The 24,331-nt window shown below is 58.1% G+C and carries 20 protein-coding genes; 12 read left to right on the top strand and 8 right to left on the bottom strand.

What is annotated here, in order from left to right; all coding sequences use genetic code 11:
- Positions 1 to 16 precede the first annotated feature (16 nt).
- The 3 genes from GWQ29_RS07655 (at position 17) to lolE (ending at position 3,259) form a co-directional block, all read left to right on the top strand.
- Positions 17 to 1,252: a lipoprotein-releasing ABC transporter permease subunit gene (locus GWQ29_RS07655; RefSeq protein ID WP_265452952.1), complete on the top strand. Its 1,236-nt coding sequence runs from the start codon at positions 17 to 19 to the stop codon at positions 1,250 to 1,252.
- 67 nt (positions 1,253 to 1,319) lie between these two features.
- The gene (gene lolD, locus GWQ29_RS07650) at positions 1,320 to 2,018 is read left to right on the top strand and encodes a lipoprotein-releasing ABC transporter ATP-binding protein LolD (protein WP_017411862.1); all 699 of its coding nucleotides are present in this window, start codon (positions 1,320 to 1,322) and stop codon (positions 2,016 to 2,018) included.
- Entirely contained in the window at positions 2,018 to 3,259 is a 1,242-nt protein-coding gene (gene lolE, locus GWQ29_RS07645) for a lipoprotein-releasing ABC transporter permease subunit LolE (RefSeq protein ID WP_059113284.1), read from the top strand. Before lolD ends, lolE begins: the two co-directional genes overlap by 1 nt.
- A gap of 87 nt (positions 3,260 to 3,346) precedes the next feature.
- Here the strand turns inward: lolE and yfbR are convergent, their stop codons facing one another.
- Both yfbR and GWQ29_RS07635 read right to left on the bottom strand, forming a co-directional pair.
- Positions 3,347 to 3,937 carry a 5'-deoxynucleotidase gene (gene yfbR, locus GWQ29_RS07640; protein ID WP_005315363.1) on the bottom strand — a complete coding sequence of 197 codons (591 nt, stop codon included), beginning with the start codon at positions 3,935 to 3,937 and terminating at the stop codon, positions 3,347 to 3,349.
- Positions 3,938 to 4,032: 95 nt separating this feature from the next.
- Positions 4,033 to 4,467, bottom strand: a complete 435-nt coding sequence (locus GWQ29_RS07635) for a YccF domain-containing protein (protein WP_011898663.1) — start codon at positions 4,465 to 4,467, stop codon at positions 4,033 to 4,035.
- A 427-nt stretch (positions 4,468 to 4,894) separates the two neighbouring features.
- On the opposite strand from GWQ29_RS07635, the gene tig reads away from it, so the two are divergent.
- From tig to ppiD, 6 genes are all read left to right on the top strand, one after another.
- Positions 4,895 to 6,205 carry a trigger factor gene (gene tig / locus GWQ29_RS07630; protein WP_005315366.1) on the top strand — a complete coding sequence of 437 codons (1,311 nt, stop codon included), beginning with the start codon at positions 4,895 to 4,897 and terminating at the stop codon, positions 6,203 to 6,205.
- Positions 6,206 to 6,291: 86 nt separating this feature from the next.
- Positions 6,292 to 6,915, top strand: coding sequence for an ATP-dependent Clp endopeptidase proteolytic subunit ClpP (gene clpP, locus GWQ29_RS07625; RefSeq protein WP_275908841.1), 624 nt, complete (start codon positions 6,292 to 6,294; stop codon positions 6,913 to 6,915).
- Positions 6,916 to 7,043: 128 nt separating this feature from the next.
- Positions 7,044 to 8,318 (top strand): ATP-dependent protease ATP-binding subunit ClpX, encoded by a 1,275-nt coding sequence (gene clpX, locus GWQ29_RS07620; protein ID WP_219597342.1) that lies wholly within the window; start codon positions 7,044 to 7,046, stop codon positions 8,316 to 8,318.
- 141 nt (positions 8,319 to 8,459) lie between these two features.
- Positions 8,460 to 10,814, top strand: coding sequence for an endopeptidase La (gene lon, locus GWQ29_RS07615; RefSeq protein WP_021140372.1), 2,355 nt, complete (start codon positions 8,460 to 8,462; stop codon positions 10,812 to 10,814).
- A 240-nt stretch (positions 10,815 to 11,054) separates the two neighbouring features.
- Positions 11,055 to 11,327 carry a nucleoid-associated protein HU-beta gene (gene hupB / locus GWQ29_RS07610; RefSeq protein ID WP_005315375.1) on the top strand — a complete coding sequence of 91 codons (273 nt, stop codon included), beginning with the start codon at positions 11,055 to 11,057 and terminating at the stop codon, positions 11,325 to 11,327.
- A 151-nt stretch (positions 11,328 to 11,478) separates the two neighbouring features.
- Positions 11,479 to 13,392 carry a peptidylprolyl isomerase gene (ppiD, locus tag GWQ29_RS07605; protein WP_275906940.1) on the top strand — a complete coding sequence of 638 codons (1,914 nt, stop codon included), beginning with the start codon at positions 11,479 to 11,481 and terminating at the stop codon, positions 13,390 to 13,392.
- 299 nt (positions 13,393 to 13,691) lie between these two features.
- On the opposite strand, the gene GWQ29_RS07600 is transcribed toward ppiD, so the two are convergent.
- The 5 genes from GWQ29_RS07600 to GWQ29_RS07580 all read right to left on the bottom strand — a co-directional run bounded on the left by GWQ29_RS07600 (position 13,692) and on the right by GWQ29_RS07580 (position 19,999).
- Positions 13,692 to 15,284 (bottom strand): ABC-F family ATPase, encoded by a 1,593-nt coding sequence (locus GWQ29_RS07600; RefSeq protein WP_099993441.1) that lies wholly within the window; start codon positions 15,282 to 15,284, stop codon positions 13,692 to 13,694.
- A gap of 226 nt (positions 15,285 to 15,510) precedes the next feature.
- Positions 15,511 to 17,166: a cation acetate symporter gene (locus GWQ29_RS07595; RefSeq protein ID WP_265463136.1), complete on the bottom strand. Its 1,656-nt coding sequence runs from the start codon at positions 17,164 to 17,166 to the stop codon at positions 15,511 to 15,513.
- Complete coding sequence (locus tag GWQ29_RS07590; protein WP_265421471.1) at positions 17,163 to 17,474, bottom strand: DUF485 domain-containing protein; 312 nt, start codon at positions 17,472 to 17,474, stop codon at positions 17,163 to 17,165. The genes GWQ29_RS07595 and GWQ29_RS07590 overlap by 4 nt, the downstream gene beginning before the upstream one ends.
- A 108-nt stretch (positions 17,475 to 17,582) precedes the next feature.
- Positions 17,583 to 18,209, bottom strand: coding sequence for a 3'-5' exonuclease (locus GWQ29_RS07585; protein ID WP_275908844.1), 627 nt, complete (start codon positions 18,207 to 18,209; stop codon positions 17,583 to 17,585).
- Between the two features lie 2 nt (positions 18,210 to 18,211).
- Entirely contained in the window at positions 18,212 to 19,999 is a 1,788-nt protein-coding gene (locus GWQ29_RS07580; protein WP_275919130.1) for a putative nucleotidyltransferase substrate binding domain-containing protein, read from the bottom strand.
- 182 nt (positions 20,000 to 20,181) lie between these two features.
- Here GWQ29_RS07580 and GWQ29_RS07575 point away from each other — a divergent pair, with 182 nt between their 5' ends.
- Positions 20,182 to 20,988 (top strand): crotonase/enoyl-CoA hydratase family protein, encoded by an 807-nt coding sequence (locus GWQ29_RS07575; protein ID WP_275919129.1) that lies wholly within the window; start codon positions 20,182 to 20,184, stop codon positions 20,986 to 20,988.
- A 79-nt stretch (positions 20,989 to 21,067) separates the two neighbouring features.
- Here the strand turns inward: GWQ29_RS07575 and GWQ29_RS07570 are convergent, their stop codons facing one another.
- Positions 21,068 to 22,567: an alanine/glycine:cation symporter family protein gene (locus GWQ29_RS07570; protein WP_219590050.1), complete on the bottom strand. Its 1,500-nt coding sequence runs from the start codon at positions 22,565 to 22,567 to the stop codon at positions 21,068 to 21,070.
- Between the two features lie 300 nt (positions 22,568 to 22,867).
- On the opposite strand from GWQ29_RS07570, the gene GWQ29_RS07565 reads away from it, so the two are divergent.
- Positions 22,868 to 23,305: a GNAT family N-acetyltransferase gene (locus GWQ29_RS07565; protein WP_275919128.1), complete on the top strand. Its 438-nt coding sequence runs from the start codon at positions 22,868 to 22,870 to the stop codon at positions 23,303 to 23,305.
- Between the two features lie 18 nt (positions 23,306 to 23,323).
- A complete protein-coding gene (locus GWQ29_RS07560; protein ID WP_275919127.1) occupies positions 23,324 to 24,139 on the top strand; it encodes a M90 family metallopeptidase in 816 nt (271 codons plus the stop codon).
- The last annotated feature ends 192 nt before the right edge of the window (positions 24,140 to 24,331 follow it).

Here is a 24,331-nt window from a genome sequence, read left to right as displayed (position 1 = left end):
GGCAACGTAGAACTCCTTGAAGACTGGACTTTTTCAGCCGCTGTCGCTGGCCATTGGCCTTCGCTACGCAGGCTCACGACGCAGTAATCGCTTCGTTTCATTCATCTCCCTGTTCTCCACCTTTGGTATCGCCATCGGGGTCGCGGCCCTGATGGTGGTCATATCCGTGATGAACGGCTTCGAAGGGCAGCTCAAGGGCCGGATCCTGGGCGTGATCCCCCATGTGGTGGTGACCAACCAGACTGGCCGCATCGATGCTCATCCCAACGGTTTGCCCGACCTTGCCAAGCTGCCCCATGTGATTGCCAGCGCCCCCATGCTCGATAGCGAAGGGATGTTGCAGAGCCCGGGTCAGCTCATCGGTGTCAGCGTACAGGGGATAGACCCGGCCCTATGGCCAAGGGATGACATACTGCATGCCCAGATGCAGATGGGTCGCCTCGATAGCCTGCAGCAGGGTGAATACCACATAGTGTTGGGGCAGGGGGTGGCAAGCCGTCTCAAGGTTTCCATGGGAGATCAGGTTCGTCTGCTTCTGACCGAGGGCACCCGTTTCACGCCCTTTGGTCGAGTTCCTGCCCAGCGCCTGTTTACCGTTTCCGGTATCTTCGGAGTCGGCGCCGACGTGGATAGCCAGGTTGCCCTGATTGCGTTGGGGGATGCCCAGCGCCTGCTGCGCCTGCCGACAGAAACCGTCGGTGGCATAAGGCTCTGGCTGGACGATCCCTTCGCTGCCGATCAGGTGATAAAGACGGCATTGCCGGACGGGCTGGAATGGCAGGACTGGCGCCGCGAGCGCGGTGAGCTGTTCCAGGCGGTCGCCATGGAGAAGCGCATGATGGGGCTGATGCTGGTGCTGATCATCGCGGTCGCCACCTTCAACATCCTCTCCGCCCTGGTGATGGTGGTCACCGACAAGGAGGGAGAGGTTGCCATACTGCGCACCATGGGCATGAACGAGGCAGGGATAGTCAAGATATTCATGGTGCTCGGCGCTTCCAGCGGTGTGATTGGTGCCCTGCTTGGCGGCCTGACCGGGCTCGCACTCTCGCTCGGACTCAACCCCCTGCTCGATGCGGTGGGGCTCAACCTCTATATGACGGCGGGCGGCAGCGGCCTGCCCGTGATAGTGGAGCCAACCCAGGTCATTACCATCTTGCTGGGCGCCGTGCTGCTCAGCTTCAGTGCCACCCTCTACCCTGCGGCCCGTGCGGCCCGGGTGAAACCGGCCGAGGCATTACGTTATGAATAGCACTGTGAATAACTCATCTTCTGTTGTTACCTCCGGTGCGATTGCCGGCGTAAGTGGAGCTCCCTTTATGAATGAACCCTTGTCCAGTGAACCTCTGCTGCGTTGTCAGGCCCTGAATCATGTTTATCAAGAGGGCGAGCTGGAGACCCAGGTCCTCAAGGGGATTGATCTGAGTGTCGCCCCCGGCGAGATGCTGGCGGTGGTGGGCAGCTCGGGATCGGGCAAGACCACCTTGCTGCATCTGATGGGGGCGCTCGACAACCCGTCAAGCGGCGCCGTGCTGTTCAAGGGGCAGGATATCCACCACTGGGATAGCCGTACTCAGGCGAGATTCCGCAACCAGGAGCTGGGATTTGTCTATCAGTTTCACCACCTGCTCGCCGAGTTTACCGCGCTGGAGAACACCGCCATGCCGCTGCTCATCGCCGGTGAGTCGGTGGCCGTCGCCACCGACAAGGCGACTCGCATGCTGGGTCGGGTGGGGCTTTCCCATCGTCTCAACCACAGGCCATCCGAGCTGTCCGGTGGCGAACGCCAGCGGGTGGCCATTGCCCGCGCCCTGGTCAACGAGCCCAGCCTGGTGCTGGCGGACGAGCCCACCGGCAACCTGGATCATGCCAGTGCAACCGCTGTTTACGAGCTGCTCTGTGAGCTCAATCGTGAGTTGGGCACAGCCTTTGTGGTGGTCACCCATGACCTGAGTCTGGCCGCCAAGCTCCATCGGCGGGTCACCCTGGTGAGCGGCATCATGGCGGAGGTCGCCTGATGTTCAAACCGCTGCCCCTCTTTCTGGGCTTGCGTTACAGCCGCTCCCGTCGTCGCAACGGCTTCATCGCGTTTATTTCCGCCTCGTCCCTCATCGGCATCGCCCTCGGAGTGATGGCCCTCATCCTGGGTCTCTCTGCCATGAACGGCTTTGAGCGGGAGCTCAAAGACAGAGTGCTCTCAGTGGTGCCTCACGGTGAGCTGATGGGGATGGAGGCGCCATTGCCTGACTGGCCCAAGTTGCGGGATTACCTGCTGGCCCAGCCAGGGGTGGAAGCTGCCGCGCCTGTGATCACCCTCAATGGGTTGCTTGAGCATGGCAATGCCCTCAAGGGCTTGCAGGTGCGTGCCGTGTTGCCGGAGCTCGAAGCGAATCTGTCGGATGCGGGCAAATACATGACAGGCCGTGGTCTGCGTGAACTGCAGGTGGGCGAACATGGGCTGATTCTCGGCAAGACCATCGCCGACAAGCTGGGGGTCAAGATAGGTGACTCGGTTGCCCTCTTGCTGCCGCAAGGGGGGGACGCCGCCGGCATCAAGAACCCGAAGCGGGAATCCCTCAAGGTAGTAGGCTTGCTTGAGATCGGCGGTCAGCTCGATGGCATGCTCGGCTTCATGCACCTGGCCGATGCCCAGACCATGACCGGTATGGGCAATACGGTGGAAGGGTTCAGCCTCAAGGTCAGCGATGTGCTCAAGGCACAATCCATCACGGTCGCGGCTGCCCAGAAATTTCCTCATTACGTCTACATCAGCAGCTGGATGAGCCGGCAGGGCTACCTCTATCAGGACATACAGATGGTGCGTACCGTCATGTATGTGGTGATGCTGATGGTGGTGGCAGTGGCCTGCTTCAACATCGTCTCCACCCTGGTGATGGCGGTGAACGAGAAGCGCAGCGAGATTGCCATCTTGAAGACCATGGGGGCGAGCCCCGGTCAAATCCGGCTTACCTTCGTCATTCAGGGCATGGTTAACGGGGTGCTCGGCGCCTTGCTCGGGGCCCTGCTCGGCGGCCTGCTCTCCAGCAAGCTGACCCAGATCCTGGGCTTTATCGAAGGGGTGATAGGCCATCGCTTCCTCAACCCTGACATCTACTTCATCGACTTCCTGCCGACCGAATTGCACATGCAGGATCTGGCTATCGTAACTGGCGCAGCCATACTGATGAGCCTGTTGGCGACCCTCTATCCTGCCTGGCGGGCGAGCGGACTGGTGCCATCGCGGGAGTTGGGGCACTGATGCACGGTATCTGATCTGCTGATCAATAACGAAGGGCCCGCCGGAGCAAACCGGCGGGCCCTTCTGTTTTCAGGTGGTTTGGCTGGCTTAGTGGGCGTTCAGCTCATCGAGCGGCAGGGAGAAGCTTGCCACGAAGACATCGATGAAGTAATGCATCTGCGGGCTCATGCGCGCTTCCAGCATGGCTTCGAGGCGTTTCCTGGCCGGTTCGAACTCCCGGTTGCCGGCGTTTATCTCCTCCAGACACTTGGTGTAGGCGCAGAGGGTATCGGCGTCTTTCACCAGACGAACCAGCCCGGCGTCCTGGGCACCCGAGTCCAGCAGAGGGCGAAAATCCTCCACCAGTTCGGCGGGTAGCATCCCCAGCAGGCGCTGCTCGGCGGCCAGCTCTATCTTCTTGTACTCCCTCGCAATTTCGGGATTGAAATACTTGACCGGTGTGGGCAGATCGCCGGTCAGCACCTCGCTGCTGTCGTGGTAGAGCGCCATCACGGCGGCGCGATCCGCATCGACCTGACCACCAAAAAGACGATTCTGGATAAGCCCCAGGGCGTGGGCCACCATGGCGACCTGCAGACTGTGCTCGGCGATGTTTTCAGGTTGTATGTTGCGCATCAGCGGCCAGCGGTAAATGAGTTTCATGCGGGCGAGATTGGCAAAAAAATGGCTGGGGAGCATGGAGGGCCTCGAGCAGTGGCAATGAAAAAGGGCAGACCCTAGTCTGCCCTTTTTTTGCTGCGCAGGCAGCTTGCCCGTGCAATTTTGCGTGGTGCTCAGCGAATGTAGCGACCGGATTCGGCTTCGTGGTTGGTCACCACCATCTGACCGATGGGGGCCAGGGCAATCAGGGCCAGCTTGAGGTGCTGGATGCCAAACGGAATGCCTATGATGGTCACGAAGCAGGCCAGCGCGGAGGCAATGTGACCGATTGCCAGCCAGATCCCGATCACCAGGAACCAGAGGATGTTGCCAATCAGCCCCAGAGTACCGGTGCCGATGTCGCTTTGCCCAGTCATGCTCTTGCGGCTCACCGCCTGCTTGCCAAACGGGAAGAAGGTAAAGGTGCCGATGACGAAGCAGGCGCGACCCCAGGGGATCCCGATCAGCGAGACAAAGCAGAGCAGCCCGGCCAGCCACCAGGCCAGCCCCATGAAGACGCCCCCCAGTACAAACCAGAGCAGGTTAAACAAGAAGCGGAAAAAGGCCATGTTGGTCACTCCAGACTCATAAATTTGGCTGTCACCATAGCGAGCAGCGGCCATAGACGCAATGGTTGATGTGACAGGGTGGACAATTTGGGTCGCAACCCCTGAACAGGCTGGCTTTTTGGCAGGAAATGAGGTGAAAAAGTAGGCCTTTGCGCGAAAAAAGGTGAGCAAGTGCAAATTCTTGCGTGTTGTGCGCTTGAAGTCTGCTCGGGAGTTCCCCATATAAGGGTCAGTTTTGCGCGAATTGTGCTATCGCCACCCCGTTGGGGGATGTGTGGCTCGACTCGACCAAAGTGCGCCGCTATAATGTCGCGTCATATTTTCTCATCACAAAGACAGTCGTTGTCTTTATAAACAGGAAGACTCCGGGCTTTGCCCAGGGGCAATAAGGGTCAGCACACAGTGCTGAGTTGAACGAGGTAAAAGAATGCAAGTTTCTGTAGAGACAACCCAGGGTCTGGAACGCCGTCTTACCATCACTGTACCGGCTGCTACCGTTGACGCTGCCGTGCGTAAAGAATTGAACGGCCTGGCCAAAACCCGTCGCATCGACGGTTTCCGTCCTGGCAAGGCCCCGGTTGCCATCATCAAGAAGATGTTCGGCGCTATGGCTCACGCTCGTGTTGCTGATGAAATGATGCAGAACAACTTCATCAAGGCCATCATCGAAAACAAACTGAGCCCGGCCGGTGCCCCGACCATGGATCCGAAAGAGATCCAGGAAGGTCAGGATTTCGAATTCACTGCGACCTTTGAAGTTTACCCCGAGTTTGAAGTGGCTGGCCTGGAGACCATCAAGGTCGAGAAGCCGGTTGCGACCGTCAAGGATGAAGATCTGGCCAACATGATCGACACCCTGCGCAAGCAGCACGCCACCTGGGCTGATGTCGATGCCGCCGCTGCCGATGGCATGCGTGTGACCATGGACTTCATCGGTTCCATCGACGGTGAAGAGTTCGACGGCGGCAAAGCCGAAGGCTTCAACCTGGTACTGGGTGCCGGTCGCATGATCCCTGGCTTCGAAGACGCCATCATGGGCAAGAAAGCGGGCGACGAGTTCACTATCGAAGTGACTTTCCCGGCTGACTACCACGCTGAAAACCTGAAAGGCAAAGCGGCCAAGTTCGCCTCCAAGTTGATCAAGGTTGAAGAGCAGATCCTGCCTGAGCTGACTGAAGAGTTCGTCAAGCGTTTCGGTATCGAGAGCGGCAACGTTGAAGAGCTGAAAGCCGAAGTGCGCAAGAACATGGAGCGCGAACTGGCTCAAGCCCTGAAAAACAGCGTGAAAGAGCAGGTTCTGAATGGTCTGGTTGAAGCCAACCAGATCGATCTGCCGAAGGCTGCCGTTGCTCAGGAGATCGATACCCTGCGTCAACAGGCTCTGCAGCGCTTTGGCGGTTTCCAGGGCGGCAACGCACCTGAGCTGCCGGCTGAACTGTTCCAGGCTCAGGCCGAGCGTCGCGTACGCGTAGGTCTGCTGCTGGGCGACGTGATCCGTACCAACGAGATCAAGGCTGACGATGCCCGCGTGACCAGCATCATCGAGTCCATGGCCACTGCCTACGAAGATCCGAAGGAAGTGATCGAGTACTACCAGAAGAATGAGCAAATGCTGAATGGCGTGCGCAATCTGGCGGTTGAAGATCAAGCCATCGACCTGATCCTGTCCAAAGCGCAAGTGACCGAGAAAGAAGTTGCCTTTGACGAAGTGATCAACAAGTCCGGTGCCGCTGCCTAAGAACAATTGACTTAAGGTCAAGACTGTTAAGTATAATGGCTCGTGTGATCTCCACTCGGGCCATTTTATTTTAGGGACAATGCCTTATGTACAAGAACTATAACGATGTGACTGAATCCCCACGCAATGCGCTCATCCCCATGGTGGTAGAGCAGACTGCAAAAGGGGAGCGTTCCTACGACATTTATTCTCGTCTGTTGAAGGAGCGGGTGATCTTCCTGACTGGTCAGGTTGAAGATCATATGGCAAATCTGGTTGTAGCCCAGCTGCTGTTTCTGGAGTCCGAAAATCCGGATCAGGACATCAGCATCTACATCAACTCTCCGGGTGGTGCCGTCACGGCCGGCATGTCCATTTATGACACCATGCAGTTCATCAAGCCGGATGTGAGTACCGTCTGTATGGGGCAAGCCTGCTCCATGGGTGCCTTCCTGCTGGCCGGTGGTGCCAAGGGCAAGCGTTTCTGCCTGCCCAGTGCCCGCGTGATGATCCATCAGCCGTTGGGCGGTTTCCAGGGACAGGCATCTGACATCCAGATCCATGCCCAGGAGATCCTGAAAATCAAGAATACCCTGAACGAGCGTCTGGCCTTCCATACCGGTCAGGAGATGTCCACCATAGAGCGTGATACCGACCGTGACAACTTCATGTCGGCCGATCAAGCCGTGGCTTATGGCCTGGTTGACGGTATCCTGAGCCAGCGCGGCTGAGCTCCGGTATCGTCCTGGACATGGCCTTAGTGACTGTGTCCTGAACTAGCGTGCTTGAGCAGGGTGTCGCGGACTGTTGTAAACTCAACGGGACGATCCATCCTCTATTGATAAAACGAGGTTGCTGAATGACAGAAAAACGCAAGGGTGAGGGTGATAAGCTGCTCTACTGCTCTTTTTGCGGCAAAAGCCAGCATGAAGTGCGCAAGCTGATCGCTGGCCCTTCCGTCTACATATGTGATGAGTGTGTCGAGCTGTGCAACGACATCATCCGCGAAGAGATCCGCGAGATCTCTCCCAAGCGCGATGGTAGCGAGCTGCCGACCCCTCATGAAATCCGTGCTCACCTGGATGACTATGTGATCGGGCAGGAATATGCCAAGAAGGTGTTGGCTGTCGCCGTCTACAACCACTACAAGCGTCTGCGTAACAGCAGCGAAGCCGGTGGTGTGGAGCTGGGCAAGTCCAACATTCTGTTGATTGGCCCGACCGGTAGCGGCAAGACGCTGCTGGCCGAAACACTTGCTCGTCTGCTGGATGTGCCGTTCACCATGGCCGACGCCACCACACTGACCGAAGCCGGTTATGTGGGTGAAGACGTGGAGAACATCATCCAGAAGCTGTTGCAAAAGTGTGACTACGACGTAGAGAAGGCCCAGCGTGGCATCGTCTATATCGACGAGATCGACAAGATCTCCCGCAAGTCAGACAACCCCTCCATTACCCGCGACGTGTCCGGTGAAGGGGTGCAGCAGGCCCTGCTCAAGCTGATCGAAGGCACTATTGCTTCCGTCCCGCCGCAAGGTGGTCGCAAGCACCCGCAGCAGGAGTTCTTGCAGGTCGATACCTCCAAGATCCTCTTTATCTGTGGTGGCGCCTTTGCCGGTCTGGACAAGGTCATTGAGCAGCGCTCCGTCAAGGGCACCGGCATAGGGTTTGGCGCTGACGTCAAATCCAAGAATGCCAGAGCGACCTTGAGCGAGAATTTTGCCAAGGTGGAGCCGGAAGATCTGATCAAATATGGTCTGATCCCCGAGTTCATCGGCCGTTTGCCTGTGGTCGCGACCTTGACCGAGCTGGACGAGGCTGCCCTCATCCAGATCCTGAAAGAGCCGAAAAATGCGCTGACCAAGCAATATGCTGCCTTGTTCGATCTTGAAGGGGTGGAGCTGGAGTTCCGTGACGACGCCTTGAACGCCATTGCGCACAAGGCGATGGAGCGGAAAACCGGTGCCCGTGGTCTGAGATCCATCGTGGAAGCCGTGTTGCTCGATACCATGTATGACCTGCCATCCCTGGAGGGTGTCAGCAAGGTGGTGATCGACGAGACGGTGATCAAAGGGGACTCCGCGCCCTTGATGATCTACGAAAATCCCGAGACCCAGGCTGCTGCATCAGAGTAACAGTCTGATTTTTAATCAAATGAAAGGGGCTTTTTGCCCCTTTCATGCTTTTTACTGATTCGGCGATTGAATCTCATCTCTGCGCCCCCATATACTCAGCCAAGCGCTTTGCCAACGGTATAACAAGCCGAGAGGACATATATGAACCTAGAGCGTTCAGAACGCATCGAGATTCCCGTCCTGCCTCTTCGTGACGTGGTGGTTTACCCCCACATGGTCATTCCACTCTTTGTGGGGCGGGAAAAATCCATTCGCTGTCTGGAAGCGGCCATGGAGCAGGACAAAAAAGTTCTGCTGGTGGCCCAGAAGGATGCGTCAACCGATGAGCCGACGGTGGAGGAAATTTTCTCCGTCGGGACAGTGGCCAATATTCTACAGATGCTCAAGCTGCCGGATGGCACCGTCAAGGTGCTGGTGGAAGGGGGCCAGCGTGCCCGTCTTGAGCGGATAATCGATGACAAGGACTTCTTCGTCGGTGAGGCGCAGTACATCGCTTCCACCGCCATCGAGGAGAAGGACCAGGACGTGCTGGTACGCTCCGCCATCGGTCAGTTTGAAGGCTATATCAAGCTCAACAAGAAGATCCCGCCCGAGGTATTGACCTCGATCTCGGCGATCGATGATGCTGCTCGCCTGGCCGATACCATGGCCGCGCACATGCCGCTCAAGCTCGAAGACAAGCAGAAGGTGCTGGAAATCGCCTCTGTGTCCGAGCGCATCGAGTTTCTGATGGCCATGATGGAGTCGGAGATTGACCTGCTGCAGGTCGAGAAACGCATCCGTACCCGGGTCAAGAAGCAGATGGAGAAGAGCCAGCGGGAGTACTATCTCAACGAGCAGATGAAGGCCATCCAGAAAGAGCTGGGTGAGCTGGAAGACAGCCCGGATGAATTTGAAGCCCTCAATCGCAAGATTGAAGAGGCAGGCATGCCGGAAGATGCCCGTGAAAAGGCCCATGCCGAGCTCGCCAAGCTGAAGATGATGTCTCCCATGTCTGCCGAAGCCACAGTCGTGCGCAGCTATGTGGACTGGATGGTGCAGGTGCCTTGGAAGGCGCGCTCCAAGGTCAAGAAAGACCTTGGCAAGGCGCAGGAGGTGCTGGATTCGGATCACTTTGGTCTGGAGAAGGTCAAGGAGCGCATCCTCGAGTATCTGGCGGTACAGGCGCGGGTGAACAAGCTTAAAGGTCCGATCCTCTGTCTGGTTGGTCCTCCCGGTGTGGGCAAGACCTCGCTGGGCCAGTCCATCGCCAAGGCAACAGGTCGCAAGTATGTGCGCATGGCCTTGGGTGGGGTGCGTGACGAAGCGGAAATCCGCGGTCACCGTCGAACCTATATCGGTTCCATGCCCGGCAAGCTCATCCAGAAGATGGCGAAGGTGGGGGTGAAGAACCCGCTGTTCCTGCTCGATGAAATCGACAAGATGAGCTCGGACATGCGTGGCGATCCCGCTTCTGCCTTGCTGGAAGTGCTGGATCCCGAGCAGAACAACAGCTTCAACGATCACTATCTGGAAGTGGATTATGACCTGTCGGACGTCATGTTCGTGGCCACCTCCAACTCCATGAACATCCCGGGTCCGCTGCTGGACCGGATGGAAGTGATCCGCCTCTCCGGTTATACCGAAGATGAGAAGCTCAATATTGCCAAACAGCATCTGGTCTCCAAGCAGATCCAGCGCAACGGCCTGAAAGAATCCGAGATCACCATCGAAGATTCTGCCCTGGTCGGTGTGATCCGCTACTACACCCGCGAGGCGGGGGTGCGGAATCTGGAGCGGGAGATCTCCAAGATTTGTCGCAAGGCGGTCAAACGCATCCTGCTGGACAAGAGCATCAAGCATGTTCAGGTCAATCAGGCCAACCTCAAGGAGTTTCTCGGGGTACAGCGTTTCGACTACGGCAAGGCCACCGACCAGAACCAGGTTGGTCAGGTCTGTGGTTTGGCGTGGACCGAAGTGGGCGGCGATCTGCTCACCATCGAAACCACCAACATGCCGGGCAAGGGCAAGCTCACCTACACCGGTTCACTCGGTGATGTGATGCAAGAGTCCATTCAGGCTGCCATGACGGTAGTACGGGCCCGAGCCGACAAGCTGCGCATCAATGCCGACTTCTACGAGAAGCGCGATATCCATGTGCACGTGCCGGAAGGGGCGACCCCGAAAGACGGTCCGAGTGCCGGTATCGCCATGTGTACCGCCCTGGTCTCCAGCTTGACCGGTAATCCGGTTCGTGCTGATGTGGCCATGACGGGGGAAATCACCTTGCGCGGCGAAGTGCTGCCCATCGGCGGTCTCAAAGAGAAGCTGCTGGCGGCTCATCGTGGTGGCATCAAGCGTGTGCTTATCCCGAAAGAGAACGAACGAGACCTCGAAGAGATCCCGGACAACGTCAAACAAGACCTTGAAATTTATCCGGTTCGCTGGATTGATGAAGTGCTGGAACTGGCGTTGCAGGACAATCCGCAAGGGTTTGAGCGCGTTTCTGTCGTGTAAATGTTGATGCGCCGCAAATTTGGCGCATTCGGGGGATGGTTAAGGCTTGCATGCGCCGGGTAACGGAAGTAGCCTTGACCACCGATCGGGAACTCATGATGAGTCGCAAGGCGTGATGTGGCGCGGGTTTGCGCCAGATTGTCACTTGCAACTGATCAGGAGGCTTGCTATAAAACCTCCACTTGTTGTGGCCAGGGAAATCGGCGCCGCAGCGATGTTCGATAAAAGGGGAATATAAGAGTGAATAAATCTCAACTGATTGACAAGATTGCAGACGGTGCTGATATCTCCAAAGCCGCTGCTGGCCGTGCGCTGGATGCTTTCATTGACGCCGTCGGTGAAGCTCTGAAAGAGGGTGACCAGGTTGCTCTGGTGGGTTTCGGTACTTTCGCCGTGCGCGAGCGTGCTGCCCGTTCTGGCCGTAACCCGCAAACTGGCGCGACCATCGAAATCGCAGCTGGTAAAGTTCCTGCTTTCAAAGCCGGCAAGGCCCTGAAAGACGCTGTCAACTAAGCCGGGCGCTGATATTACATCGGCCACCGTCCTTGGTCACAGACCAGACAAGTGAGAGGGCTCTCCCTCATACTGATTGACCAAGGCGCATCGCAATCGGTGCGCCTTTTCATTATTTACGCCCATCGAGTTCGGGAGCATAAGTACAAACATGATGTTGGATAAACTACGCGAAGGGGCGCAGGGCAAGGTAGCCAAGGTTATCTTGGGCCTGATCATCCTCTCCTTTGCCTTGGCCGGTGTAGGCAGTTACCTCAATGGCCCGGCACGTACCGCCCCCGCTACCGTCAACGGCAATGACATCAGCTCCGCTGCGCTGGAAAATGCCTATCGCAACGAGCGGGCCCGCATGGAATCCCAAATGGGGGAATCTTTCAGCCAGTTGGCCGCCAACCCTGACTACATGAAGCAGTTCCGCCGCGGTGTGCTGGACAGGCTGATCGATCAGGCCCTGTTCGACAGCAAGGCCCGTGAACTGGGTCTGCGGGTCAGTGACGAGCAGATCAAACAGGCCATCATCGCCATGCCGGAGTTTGCCGAAGATGGCAAATTCAACAATGACCGCTACCTGCAGCTCATTCGTCGTGCCGGCATGACACCGGAGATGTTCCGTGACTCACTGCGCCAGGACATGGTGCGTCAGCAGCTGATGGGCGCCCTGCTCGGCACCGAGTTCGCGCTCAAGGGTGAAGCGGAGCAACTCGACAAGCTCTACAACCAGACCCGTGATCTGCGTCTGGTGCGTCTTGCTGCCGCCGCTTATCTGGGCGATGTCCAGGTTTCCGATCAGGAAGTGGAGCAGTACTACAAGACCAACAGCGCGCGTTTCATGAACGACGAGAAGGTGAAGGTCGACTATCTGCTGCTGGATGCGGCCAACCTCGGCAAAGATATCAAGGTTACCGAGCAGGATGCCAAGGATTACTACGATCAGCACCAGGACCTGTTCCAGCGGGCCGAGCGTCGTCATGTAGCGCATATCCTGATCCCGTTTGGCAAGGATGAGAAGGCGGCCGAGAAACTGGCTGGCGAACTCCTGACCAAGGCCAAGGGCGGCGATGATTTTGCTGCGCTGGCCAAGGCCAACTCCTCCGATACTTTCTCTGCGAAGAAGGGCGGCGAGCTGGACTGGTTCGAGAAAGGTGTGATGGATCCGGCCTTCGAGCAGGCCGCCTTTGCCCTGAACAAGGCAGGGGATCTCTCTGCCGTGGTGAAGAGCCCGTTCGGTTTCCACGTCATCAAGTTGCTGGGTGTTGAAGCGGCTCAGACCAAACCGTTTGTGGATGTCATGGGTGAAACCATCCGACGTCTGCAGGCTGACAAGGCCAAGGAGCTGTTCTTTGCCGAACAGCAGAAAATGGCTGACAGCAGCTTCGAGAACCCGGACTCGCTGGATCTGACCGCTGATACCATGGGCCTCAAGGTGCAGTCCGTGGACTTCTTCAGTCAGGCGGATGCACCGGCACCCCTCAATGATCCCAAGGTACTCTCGGTGGCGTTCTCCGAACAGCTGCGCGATGACAACACCAACTCTGATGTGATCGAACTGGCTGATGGCAAGGCGCTGGTCCTGCACATCACAGGTTATCAACCGAAAGCGGCCAAACCGCTGGCGGAGATCAAGGAGCAGGTGATCGCAGCCATCAAGCATGACAAGGCCAGTGAAGTGGCTCGTGGCAAGGCGCAGGGCCTGCTGGACAAGCTGAAGGCCGGTGAGAACATCCAGGCCGATCTGACTGCGCTGGGCTTGAAGATGGAGACCCACAAAGGGATTGCCCGCTTCGCTCAGGACATGGATCAGAACCTGGTTGCCCAGGTGTTCCGCATGCCTCATCCGAAGGATGGCAAGCCGAGTGTGGAGCTGGTCGCCGAAGCCAATGGTGATCGCGTGGTGGTCGCACTGGACAAGGTGGTGGTAGCCAAGGAGCCGTCCCAGATGGTCAGCCTGCTGCAAGGCCAGCTTGGCCAGGGCAAGGCCCAGGTGAGCTACAAGTCCCTGATCGACGAGCTGCGCAAAGCCGCCAAGATCGAGTACTTCACCGATGTGGAAGCCACAGTCGAATAAACCCGACCGGTTGCAACCCATTGAAAGCGGCCCCGTCATGGGGCCGTTTTTTTATCTGCGAAGTGGGGTTGAGGTCGCTATGCTGGCTGCGTGACCTGCGTGACCTGCGTGACCTGCGTGACCTGCGTGACCTGCGTGACCTGCGTGACCTGCGTGACCTGCGTGATACGTTATGCGCAGCGTAGAAATGCGGATATGTGATGGTTGCCGGCAGGGGACGGATCAGAGCGCGGCGGTAATAAAAAAACCGGCAATCACTTGCCGGTTTTTTCTATTCAAGCGCCCTGGCAGGCGAGGGGTTACACCACGCCCTGAGTGCGCAGGTACTCCTCGTAGGTGCCGCCGAAGTCACGGATGCCGTTCTCGCTCAGTTCCAGGATGCGGGTCGCCAATGAGGAGACGAACTCACGGTCGTGGGAGACGAAGATCAGGGTGCCCTGATACATTTCCAGCGCCATGTTCAAGGATTCGATAGATTCCATATCCAGGTGGTTGGTCGGTTCATCCATGATGAGGATGTTGGGGCGCTGCATCATCAGCTTGCCGAACAGCATGCGACCCTGTTCACCACCGGAGAGCACCTTGACCGGCTTCTTGATGTCATCCTGGGTGAACAGCAGGCGACCGAGAATGGAGCGTACCGCCTGCTCATCTTCATTCTCCTGTTTCCACTGTGCCATCCAGTCGAACACATTGAGGTCGGTGTCGAAGTCTTCGGCATGATCCTGAGCGTAGTAACCGATCTGGGCATTCTCGGACCATTTGACTGTGCCGGTGTCCGGGGTCAGATCGCCAACGAGGGTCTTGATCAGGGTGGATTTACCGATGCCGTTGGTACCCAGAATGGCGACCTTCTCGCCCACTTCCAGCATCATGCCCAGATCCTTGAACAGGGGCGCATCGCCATAGCCTTTGGCAACGTTTTCCATTTCCAGGATGTTGCGGTAGAGCTTCTTCTCCTGCTCGAAGCGGATGAAGGGGTTCTGACGGCTGGACACCTTCACTTCCTCAATCTTGATCTTGTCGATCTGCTTGAGGCGAGAGGTGGCCTGGCTGGATTTGGAGGCGTTGGCGCTGAAACGGGAGACGAAGGATTGCAGATCGGCGATCTGGGCCTTCTTCTTGGCGTTGTCGGAGAGCAGACGCTCGCGGGCCTGGGTGGCGGCCGTCATGTACTCGTCGTAGTTGCCCGGGTAGACGCGCAGCTCGCCGTAGTCCAGATCCGCCATGTGGGTGCAGACGGAGTTCAGGAAGTGACGATCGTGAGAGATGATGATCATGGTGCTTTCACGTTCGTTCAGCACCTGCTCCAGCCAGCGGATGGTATTGATATCCAGGTTGTTGGTCGGTTCGTCCAGCAACAGGATGTCGGGGTTGGAGAAGAGGGCCTGGGCCAGCAGCACCCGCAGTTTCCAGCCTGGAGCCACTTCGCTCATGGGACCGTTGTGCTGTTCGATGGGGATACCTGCACCCAGCAGCAGTTCGCCTGCACGGGATTCAGCGGTATAGCCATCGTACTCGGCAACCATGCCTTCCAGCTCGGCGGCCTTCATGTAGTCGTCGTCGGTGGCGTCCAGGTTGGCGTAGATGGCATCGCGTTCGGCGATGGCGGCCCACAACTCGCCGTGACCCATCATGACCACGTCCAGCACGCGCATCTCTTCGTAGGCGAACTGGTCCTGGCGCAGCTTACCGATACGCTCGTTGACGTCCAGGCTCACATTACCGCCGCTCGGCTCAAGGTCGCCGCCGAGGATCTTCATAAAGGTGGACTTGCCACAGCCGTTGGCGCCAATGAGGCCATAGCGGTTGCCGCCGCCAAACTTGACGTTGATGTTCTCAAACAGCGGCTTGGCGCCGAATTGCATGGTGATGTTATTGCTGCTTAACAAAGTAAGTGTCCCGGTTGGTCTGTCAAATGGCGCGCATTATGGCACAGATCCCCCGAAAGTTTTAGCAAGAACTGTGATCTGGCCCCATTGCGGGTAGGGCACAGATCAGGTGGCAAGTCCTCTGTGAAGTCCGTGACTGGTTCTCATGGCATGGGGGGAATCGTCAGTGAGCGTCGGCCATGAAAAAAGCCGGCGCAGGGCCGGCTTGCAACAAGGTAAGTTGTGGTTAGTGGGCCGTCGCGCTGGAGGCACCGAGCCCGGTTTGTGAACGGATGAACTGGGGCAGGAACTTGGCATGTTCGTCGGCCGCATTCTCGGACTTGTCGGTGACAGAGAACAGCCAGATCCCGATGAAAGCCACTGCCATGGAGAAGAGGGCAGGGTACTCGTAGGGGAAGATAGCTTCTGCATGACCCAGTACCTTCACCCACACGGTCGGGCCCAGCACCATCAGGCTGACAGCACTGACCAGACCGAGCCAGCCACCGAAGACGGCACCGCGCGTCGTCAGACGGGACCAGAACATGGAGAGGAAGAGCACAGGGAAGTTGCAGCTCGCCGCAATGGAGAAGGCCAGTCCGACCATGAAGGCGATATTCTGCTTCTCGAACAGGATCCCCAGACCGATGGCGACCACCCCCAGCACCACAGTGGTGTACTTGGAAACGCGCAGCTCGTCGGTTTCGTTGGCCTTGCCCTTCTTGATGACGCTGGCATAGATATCGTGGGAGACCGCAGAAGCACCTGCCAGGGTCAAGCCCGCGACCACCGCCAGTATGGTGGCGAACGCAACGGCGGAGATGAAACCGAGGAACAGGCTGCCACCGACTGCATCGGCCAGATGAATGGCTGCCATATTGGTGCCCCCCAGCAGGGCGCCGGTGGCGTCCTTGAAGTCAGGGTTGGTGCTGACCAGCAAAATGGCGCCAAAGCCGATGATGAAGGTCAGGATGTAGAAGTAGCCGATGAAGCCGGTGGCATAGAACACCGATTTACGGGCTTCCTTGGCGTCGCTCACTGTGAAGAAACGCATCAGTATGTGGGGTAGACCGGCGGTACCGAACATCAGCGCCAGACCCAGCGAGATGGCGGAGATGGGATCAGACACCAGCCCACCCGGACTCATGATGGCGATGCCCTTCTCATGCACCTTGACCGCTTCGCTGAACAGGGCACCGATATCGAAGTTGACGGACTTCATCACCATGATGGCCATGAAGCTGGCACCGGAGAGCAGCATCACCGCCTTGATGATCTGCACCCAGGTGGTGGCCAGCATGCCGCCAAACAACACATAGAGCACCATCAATATGCCGACCAGCACCACGGCCACATGGTATTGCAGGCCGAACAGCAGCTCGATGAGTTTGCCTGCACCCACCATCTGGGCGATGAGGTAGAGGGCCACTACCACCAGAGAGCCGCTGGCGGAGAGGCTGCGCACCGAGGTCTGCTTGAGGCGATAGGAAGCCACATCAGCAAAGGTATATTTGCCGAGATTGCGCAGCCGCTCCGCGATCAGGAACAGTATGATGGGCCAGCCCACCAAAAAGCCGATGGAGTAAATGAGGCCATCGTAGCCCGAGGTGTAAACCAGAGCGGAAATACCGAGGAAAGAGGCGGCAGACATGTAGTCACCGGCGATGGCCAGACCATTTTGAAAGCCGGTGATGCGTCCGCCAGCGGCATAATAATCGGAGGCGGAGCGGTTACGCTTGGAGGCCCAATAGGTAATGAACAGGGTACCCGCCACAAAGATCACGAACATGACGATGGCAGAGATGTTGAGGGGTTGGCGATTGACGTCGCCGGTCAGCGCCTCGGCCGCCAGCAAGGGGGAAGAGGCCAGCGAGGCCAGCAACAGCAAAGACTTGCCTTTCATGATTGCACTCCCTTGAGGATCTTCTGGTTCAGCTCGTCGAACTCGCCGTTGGCCCGGAATACATAGATGCCGGTCAGTATGAAGGAAGATAGGATCAGCCCCACTCCCACCGGGATACCACGGGTGATGGTGGATCCCTCGCTCAAGGGGGTGCCAAGCCAGCCGGGGGCAAAAGCGATGAGCAGGATGAAGGCCAGGTAGAGCCCCAGCATCAGGATGGAGAGGGTCCAGGCAAAGCGCTGGCGTTTGGCCACCAACTCCTGGAAGTAGGGATCTTGCTGGATCCTCAAGTAACGTTGCTGTTCCATTGCAGTTCTCCATGACATAAGTGTCAGCGGTGGATGAAGGGAAGTCCCTACCGAGCAGGCACCCTGCTCATGTAAGCAAAATGTGAATTAAATGTTACTTGTGGGCAATTAGACTTTGGGATAAGCCAGTGGCCCGCCTTGAGACAGGCGCAGGTAGATAAGAGCCGCCGTGATGGCATCACTCAGGGCGTCGTGTACGGGCAGGGAAGGCAAGTTCAGGTGCTGGCGGATGGCGGCCAGATGCAGGTCGATGACCGCGTCGGGATAACGGTGATAGAGGTGATCGTGGTAGAGCCGGCTCACCTCTATCCCTTGTTGGGCAAGGGTCAGCCCCCACTGTTTCTGGCAGGCCAGGTTGAGAATGCGCAGATCGTAGGCGATGTGATATCCCACCAGTTCACGTGGGCCGATAAAGGCCAACAGCTGGCACAGTGCGGCTTCCAGCCTCATGCCCTGTTGCAGATCCTGATGGCGCAGGCCGTGGATCACCACGGATTGCGCGTTCAGGCTGGCGGGGGCTTGTACCCTCAGTGAGAGCGCTTCGCCGGTCAATATCCGGTTACCCTTGATGCGCACGGCCCCGATGGAAACGATCTCGGCCTGGGCAGGATCCAGGCTGGTGGTTTCAAAATCGAGGGCAATCAGCTCATCCTCTGGTGGCAGAGCAAAGAGCGGTGCGAACTCGCCAGTGCGGAAAGAACGGCCATACCAGTAGCGTCGAGCGCGGCTCAACATGGTTATTGTCTCAGACGAAAGTGCAAGGTGAGCCACTGCTGGAACTTCTTCACCTGATGCAGCGCCTGACGCAGCAGATCCCGCTCGCTGTGGCTGAGTTCATTGACCTGTACCCGGCTCTCTCCTCCCTTGAGCTGGCTACGCAATCGCAGGCGGATAAAGAGTCGAAATGCCTCTGCCAGATTGTCACCATAGCTGGCGCTAAGTCGTTCTGCCGCCACCAGTGCCTCGATGCGCCCCAGGGTCGAGGTTTCCATAATGGTTGCCTCCAGTGCCAGCATACGGATGCCATGGACCAGGGGGAACAGTCCGCCCCGCTTGAGATCCAGCCCATCAGCGGAGCGTTCCAGCCGGCCAAACAGGGTGAGCGGCGCATGAAAAGCCACTGCCGGTCTGACCATCTCCGCCAGCAGATCCCGCCTGTCGGCAAGCTGCTCCCGCAGTTGACGGGCGATGGGAGGGAGCAGGTTGCGATCTCCGGCGATAGGGTGAGCATCGGCCAGGGTAGCGAGCCAGAGCAGGCTGGCTTCGTTTGCTGCGAGGCAGGCCTGCTCAATCCCACTCTGCCACTGTGTCATCTCTTTCACCCATAGGGGATTGTTGACCATCACCTGGCCGGGGCAGGGCGGGTAGCCGAGTTGCTCAAGCAGTGCGCTGAAGGCGGCCAGATCTTCCTGTTGACTGGGCCAGTGCAGGTCGGCAGGCAGGATCAGGGCATTGTCCTGATCTGTTTTGAGGATCTGTTCGCCGCGCCCCTCCGAGCCCAGCATCAGCAGGCACACCTTGTCCTGCACCTCGGGCGGCATCACCAGAGAAAAAGCCTTGGCGATCAATTGCTCGTTGATGGTGGCGATGAGTTTCATCAAAAAGGCGGTGTGGATACCCTGACCAAACAGGGAGCGGGTCAGTTGTTGCTGCTCCCGGGCCACCGCTTCCAGCGCGGGCAGTGTCTCGGCGCGGGCGATACGCAGGGTCAACACATGGGAGTGGGTGGAGAAGAGCCCCAGCACCTGTGCCAACTGCAAGATGCCCATCACTTCACCTTGTTGCCAGATGACCAGCCGCTTGATGCGATGACGGGTCATCAATAACAGGGCATCAAACAGATAGCTGCCCAGTGGCAGGCCAATCAGCGGTGCCGGGGTCAGCACGGCGAGCGGTGCCGTCAGCGGCAGCCCCTTCAGGGTGAGGGCGTGCAGCAATGTCTTGCGGGTAGCCAGGGTCAGGCTGCCATCGTGAGCGGGATAGAGCAGGCAATCCGTGCCCTTGGCCACCATGGCCTCGGTGGCCGCCAGCAGGCTGAGCCGGTTGTCGACGACGAGCGGTGCTTGCAGATGACCGGGTTCAATCCGGGTCAGGATAAATTCCGCCAGATTCTTCTGGCCGAGTTGTTCGCGCTGCTCTTGTTGCTGTTGTCGTTCGGCCAGGCTGGCGGTGAAGTAGCCAGCCAGCGCCGGATTGCTGTCGCACAGTGCCCGAAACTCGGCGTGGGGAATGAGCTGGCAGAGGGTATCTTCCAGTGCGTTGAACTGGTGGCGACAGCGGCCATCAAACTGGGCCCGCACATCAAACAGATCGTCGACCCCGTAATCGCCAAAATGGTGATGGGTCGCGGATTCCTCCACCGCTCCCTTGATGATGAGGTAGAGGCCGGGCGGGGCATCACCAGCGTTCAACACCGTCTGTCCCGCGCGAAAATAGCAGATGGAGAGGTGCTGTTCGAGCCGCTCACGCTGCTCTGCATTCAGTACATCAAATGGGGGACGGGCAAAGTTGAACAAGCTAGTCATGGCAATCCTTGGCCTGTGGCGTCAGATCAGTCTGACAAAGCCGTGACGCAGGAGCCAGCCGACTTTAGTCGCACACCTTGCCTGCAACAGGAAGCGGGAAAATGGTGGCCTCGCTGTACCTCGCAATAACACTCTGATAACGTGGTGGTATGACCAGTTTGATTCAAGGATCGGAGAGGGAAATGGAAAAACCAAGGGTCAAGTGCGAGATCCGGGACGGTATCGCCGAGGTGATGCTGGCGCGGGGGGACAAGCTCAATGCGCTGGATAGAAGCATGTTTGTCGCCATCGACCAGACGCTCGCCGAGTTGCAGCAACACAAGGGACTGCGGGCCGTGATCCTGTATGGGGAAGGTCGCGCCTTCTGCGCCGGGCTGGATGTGAAATCCATGCTCAAGCAGCCGGTGGCGGCCCTGGACATCCTCAAGCGCGAGGCAGATGAGGCGACCAATCTGGCTCAGCGGGTCGCCTATGGCTGGCACCAGCTGCCGGTGCCTGTGATTGCCGTGACCCAGGGGGTGTGCTTTGGCGGCGGCTTGCAGATTGCCCTCGGCGCAGACTTCCGGTTCAGCACCCCGGATTGTCGCTTCTCCGTGATGGAGATCAAGTGGGGCATCATTCCCGACATGAGTGGCAGTGTTACCTTGCGTAACCTGATGGGGGTGGATACCGCCATGGAGCTCGCCATGAGCGGGCGCGAGTGCGATGCGCTGGAGGCCAAGTCCCTCGGGCTGGTGAGCCGGGTATGTGAGGATCCGCTGACCGAGGCGCGGGAGTTTGCCCGTACCCTCATCACCAAGTCGCCGGATGCGCTGGCGGGGATCAAACAGCTCTACCAGCAGGCCTGGGCTCGCAGTGATGAGGTGATGCTCAAAGAAGAGACCCGCTTGCAAAAGCAGATCCTGGGCCGACCCAATCAGTGGCGCGCCACCTTCAACAGCCTGTTTCGTTGGCGCTTGCCGTTTGGGCCGAGGCGCAACGCCCTCTGAAGTGGTAAAGGGAAGCGGTAAAGGATACAGCAAAAGAAAATGGCAGCCGAGGCTGCCATTTTTCGTTGTGTCGTTGCACTTATTTGATGACGGTATCCGGATCTGCCTCGAAGGCATGACCGGTTTTCTCGCGCATCAGGTTGACCTCGGCGCGGTTGTCGATCCAGTAGTCGGCGTTCTTGATACCGAGTTTTTCCGGGTGGAATACTGGGTCGACCCCTTGTGCCAGCTGTGCTTCATAGTCCTTCAGGCAGACGAAGGCGGTTTTTTGCAGCAGCAGGATGGCGACTATGTTGAGCCAGGCCATCAGACCGACCCCTATGTCCCCCAGACCCCAGGCGAGATCCGCCGTCTTGACGGTGCCGTAGACGGTCGCCGCCATCAGGGCAATCTTCAGCAAGAAGGTGAGCCAGGGGCGGTTGATCTTGCGGTTGATGAAGGCGATGTTGGTTTCGGCGATGTAGTAGTAGGCCACTATGGTGGTAAACGCGAAGAAGAACAGCGCGATAGCAACAAAGTAGTTACCAAAGCCGGGCATCATGCTCTCCATGGCGGTCTGCACATAGCCTGGGCCTGCAGCAATGCCGGCGATACCTGTGTAAATGGCTGCGCCATCCGGTCCTTGCACGTTGTAAAGGCCGGTGATCAGCAGCATGAAGCCGGTGGCGGAGCAGACAAACAGGGTGTCGATGTAGACGGAGAACGCCTGCACCAGACCCTGCTTGGCCGGGTGGCTCACAGCGGCGGCAGAGGAGGCGTGGGGGCCGGTTCCCTGGGCTGCTTCGTTGGAGTAAACCCCGCGTTTCACGCCCCACATGATGGCCAGGCCCAGAATGGCACCAAAGCCTGCGTCCAGACCAAAGGCACTCTTCCAGATCAGCAAGATGATGCCTGGCAACTGGCCAATATTGAGGGCGATGATGACGCAGGCCACTATGATGTAGCCGAGCGCCATGAAGGGCACGACGGTACTGGCAAAGCTGGCGATCCGCTTCACGCCACCGAAGATGATAAAGCCAAGCAGCAGAGCCAGCACGGCCGCGGTCACGTTGGGACTAAGGCCGAAGGCGGTGTTGAGGCTGGAGCCGATGGAGTTGGCTTGTACCCCTGGCAGCAGCACGCCGCAGGCGAAGATGGTGGCGATGGCAAAGACCCAGGCGTACCAGGTCATGCCTAGTCCTTTCTCGATATAAAAGGCCGGACCACCGCGGTACTCACCGTTGATCTTCTCCTTGTAGACCTGACCCAGGGTAGACTCCACGAAGGCAGAGCTGGCACCGAGGAAGGCCACCATCCACATCCAGAACAGGGCACCCGGGCCACCGAAGGTGATGGCAGTGGCGACGCCGGCTATGTTACCGGTACCGACCCGGCCCGCCAGTGTCATGGAAAGTGCCTGGAAGGAAGAGACCCCCGCTTCGTTGGCTTTGCCTTTGAACATCAGGCGTACCATGCCTTTCAGGTGACGCAGTTGTAAAAAACGGCTGCGCAGGGAGAAGTAGAGGCCTACCCCCAGGCACAGATAGATGAGCGCAGGGCTCCAAATCACACCATTGATAGCATTGACGATTTCATTCATGTACAACAACTCCTTTGTTGTGCTGTCTTGGCGAGGTCTTTGCCTCGCTCCCTTAAAATGGTGAGTGACCAAGGGGGTCACTCAATCTTGAGCGGGACTTTCAACTGCCAAGTCCGTGGGTTTTAACATATCGGTTTGTTCAAGGGCTTCCCAGCGAAATATGTTGTCATGTTGTTAATTTGTGAGTTGGCGTTAACAAATGGTCCTTTTGGTCGGGATGTGCTGGCATCCCCGCCATGATCTCCTCTCTCGTTTACCTGGATTGGTGGTAACAGAGACACAGCAAATTTGAGGCCAAGGATGAAAATAGAAAACCATCTCAATGTGATCCGCTTCGCCGGGCAGGGGGATGCGCTCGCCATGGCCCGCCTGTTCGGGCAGCTTGGCTATCCCGCCAGCCCGGTCGAGGTGGCTGAACGCTGGTTGCAGCCAGCTCCTGATCGTGAGGTGCTACTCGCCTGTCACGAGGTCGAGGCAGTGGGAGTGCTGGTGTGGCATCGCCTGCGGCCCTTGCATGTTGCACCAGACTGGGGCCTGATCTCGGCGCTGGTCGTCGATGAAGGTGCAAGAGGCGCTGGTGTGGGGGCTGCCTTGCTGGTGACGGCAGAAGCTCGCGCCCTGACGCAAGGTTGCAGCCAGCTGGAATTGTCCAGCAGTCTCAAACGGCAAGATGCCCATCGTTTCTATCTGTCTCAGGGTTACCTCGAGCGTCCGAAGCGGTTCGTAAAAGTATTTTGATTGGCAAGAGGAGTCTGCGTGTTCTGGTCCCGGTTATGGAGTCTGTTTGGTGGTATGTCCCGACAGGAAGAGAGCGCCCCACGAGGGCTGGAGTGGCAGCAGGCCCTGGCTGTGGTGCCCATCTTGCAGGGATTTTCCAAAGACGATCAGCTGCGGCTGATTGCTCTGGCGCAGCAATTTCTGGCCCGCAAGACCCTGACCCAACTCGGGGTCGAGCTGACTTCCCGCCAGCAGGCGGTATTGGCTTTGCAGGCGGTGCTGCCCATTTTGCATCTTGGTCTCGACTGGTATCGTGGTTTTCACGAAATCATATTGATCCCGGAACCTGTGGCCCGTCGTCAGGAGGTGCAGGATGAATTCGGTCTGGTGAGCGAGTGGGAAGAAGAGAACGCTGGGGAGTCCTGGCCTCAGGGGCCGCTGGTGCTGGCCTGGAGCGAGTTGCAGCAGGACGGGGATTGGGATGGCTTCAACCTGGTGATCCACGAACTGGCTCATAAACTCGACATGCTGGGGGGGGATGCCGCCGGTGCGCCGCCGCTGCCAAGTGGCATGGATACACGCCAGTGGACCCAGGCCCTGCAAGAGGCGTTCGATGCCATGAATGCCCAGCTGGCCCGCGATGAGGTAACCGCTATCGATCCCTATGCTGCCGAGCATCCGGCTGAGTTTTTTGCCGTGTGCTGCGAGAGCTTCTTTACCGATCCGTTGCGCTTGCGGCAGGTCTATCCCGCTGTATACCGGCAACTGAGCCAGTTCTTCAGCCAGGATCCTGCCCTGCGTTTTCCGGCGACCCGCTTGTTGGCGGGAGAGGTGCAAACGGGGCTAACTGTCTGATGACCGATCCGCAGATGATTTAATCTGAATCGCAAAAAGGCACCCGAAGGCTGTCTCTTATACAAAAATCCCCAAGCGTCGCTTGGGGATTTTTTTGAACTTCTCTCCCATTCTGTGATCTGAACCTTTCATCGCTCTCTTCCCTGGTTCTAACATGCCCTTCACTCAACCGGCGCACTGGGCGCAGGCACA

Source organism: Aeromonas sp. 2HA2 (assembly GCF_029237345.1).
Taxonomy (GTDB): domain Bacteria; phylum Pseudomonadota; class Gammaproteobacteria; order Enterobacterales; family Aeromonadaceae; genus Aeromonas; species Aeromonas salmonicida.
This window is presented reverse-complemented; position numbering and strand designations above follow the sequence as displayed.

Bases quoted from the DNA above. Each gene is read 5' to 3' on its own strand.
- lolD (WP_017411862.1), top strand. From the start codon at position 1,320: ATGAATGAACCCTTGTCCAGTGAACCTCTGCTGCGTTGTCAGGCCCTG.
- ppiD (WP_275906940.1), top strand. From the start codon at position 11,479: ATGATGTTGGATAAACTACGCGAAGGGGCGCAGGGCAAGGTAGCCAAG.
- GWQ29_RS07590 (WP_265421471.1), bottom strand. From the start codon at position 17,474: ATGGAACAGCAACGTTACTTGAGGATCCAGCAAGATCCCTACTTCCAG.
- clpX (WP_219597342.1), top strand. From the start codon at position 7,044: ATGACAGAAAAACGCAAGGGTGAGGGTGATAAGCTGCTCTACTGCTCT.
- GWQ29_RS07575 (WP_275919129.1), top strand. From the start codon at position 20,182: ATGGAAAAACCAAGGGTCAAGTGCGAGATCCGGGACGGTATCGCCGAG.
- GWQ29_RS07595 (WP_265463136.1), bottom strand. From the start codon at position 17,166: ATGAAAGGCAAGTCTTTGCTGTTGCTGGCCTCGCTGGCCTCTTCCCCC.
- GWQ29_RS07570 (WP_219590050.1), bottom strand. From the start codon at position 22,567: ATGAATGAAATCGTCAATGCTATCAATGGTGTGATTTGGAGCCCTGCG.
- GWQ29_RS07635 (WP_011898663.1), bottom strand. From the start codon at position 4,467: ATGGCCTTTTTCCGCTTCTTGTTTAACCTGCTCTGGTTTGTACTGGGG.
- GWQ29_RS07565 (WP_275919128.1), top strand. From the start codon at position 22,868: ATGAAAATAGAAAACCATCTCAATGTGATCCGCTTCGCCGGGCAGGGG.
- GWQ29_RS07585 (WP_275908844.1), bottom strand. From the start codon at position 18,209: ATGTTGAGCCGCGCTCGACGCTACTGGTATGGCCGTTCTTTCCGCACT.
- GWQ29_RS07580 (WP_275919130.1), bottom strand. From the start codon at position 19,999: ATGACTAGCTTGTTCAACTTTGCCCGTCCCCCATTTGATGTACTGAAT.
- tig (WP_005315366.1), top strand. From the start codon at position 4,895: ATGCAAGTTTCTGTAGAGACAACCCAGGGTCTGGAACGCCGTCTTACC.
- lolE (WP_059113284.1), top strand. From the start codon at position 2,018: ATGTTCAAACCGCTGCCCCTCTTTCTGGGCTTGCGTTACAGCCGCTCC.
- lon (WP_021140372.1), top strand. From the start codon at position 8,460: ATGAACCTAGAGCGTTCAGAACGCATCGAGATTCCCGTCCTGCCTCTT.
- clpP (WP_275908841.1), top strand. From the start codon at position 6,292: ATGTACAAGAACTATAACGATGTGACTGAATCCCCACGCAATGCGCTC.
- yfbR (WP_005315363.1), bottom strand. From the start codon at position 3,937: ATGCTCCCCAGCCATTTTTTTGCCAATCTCGCCCGCATGAAACTCATT.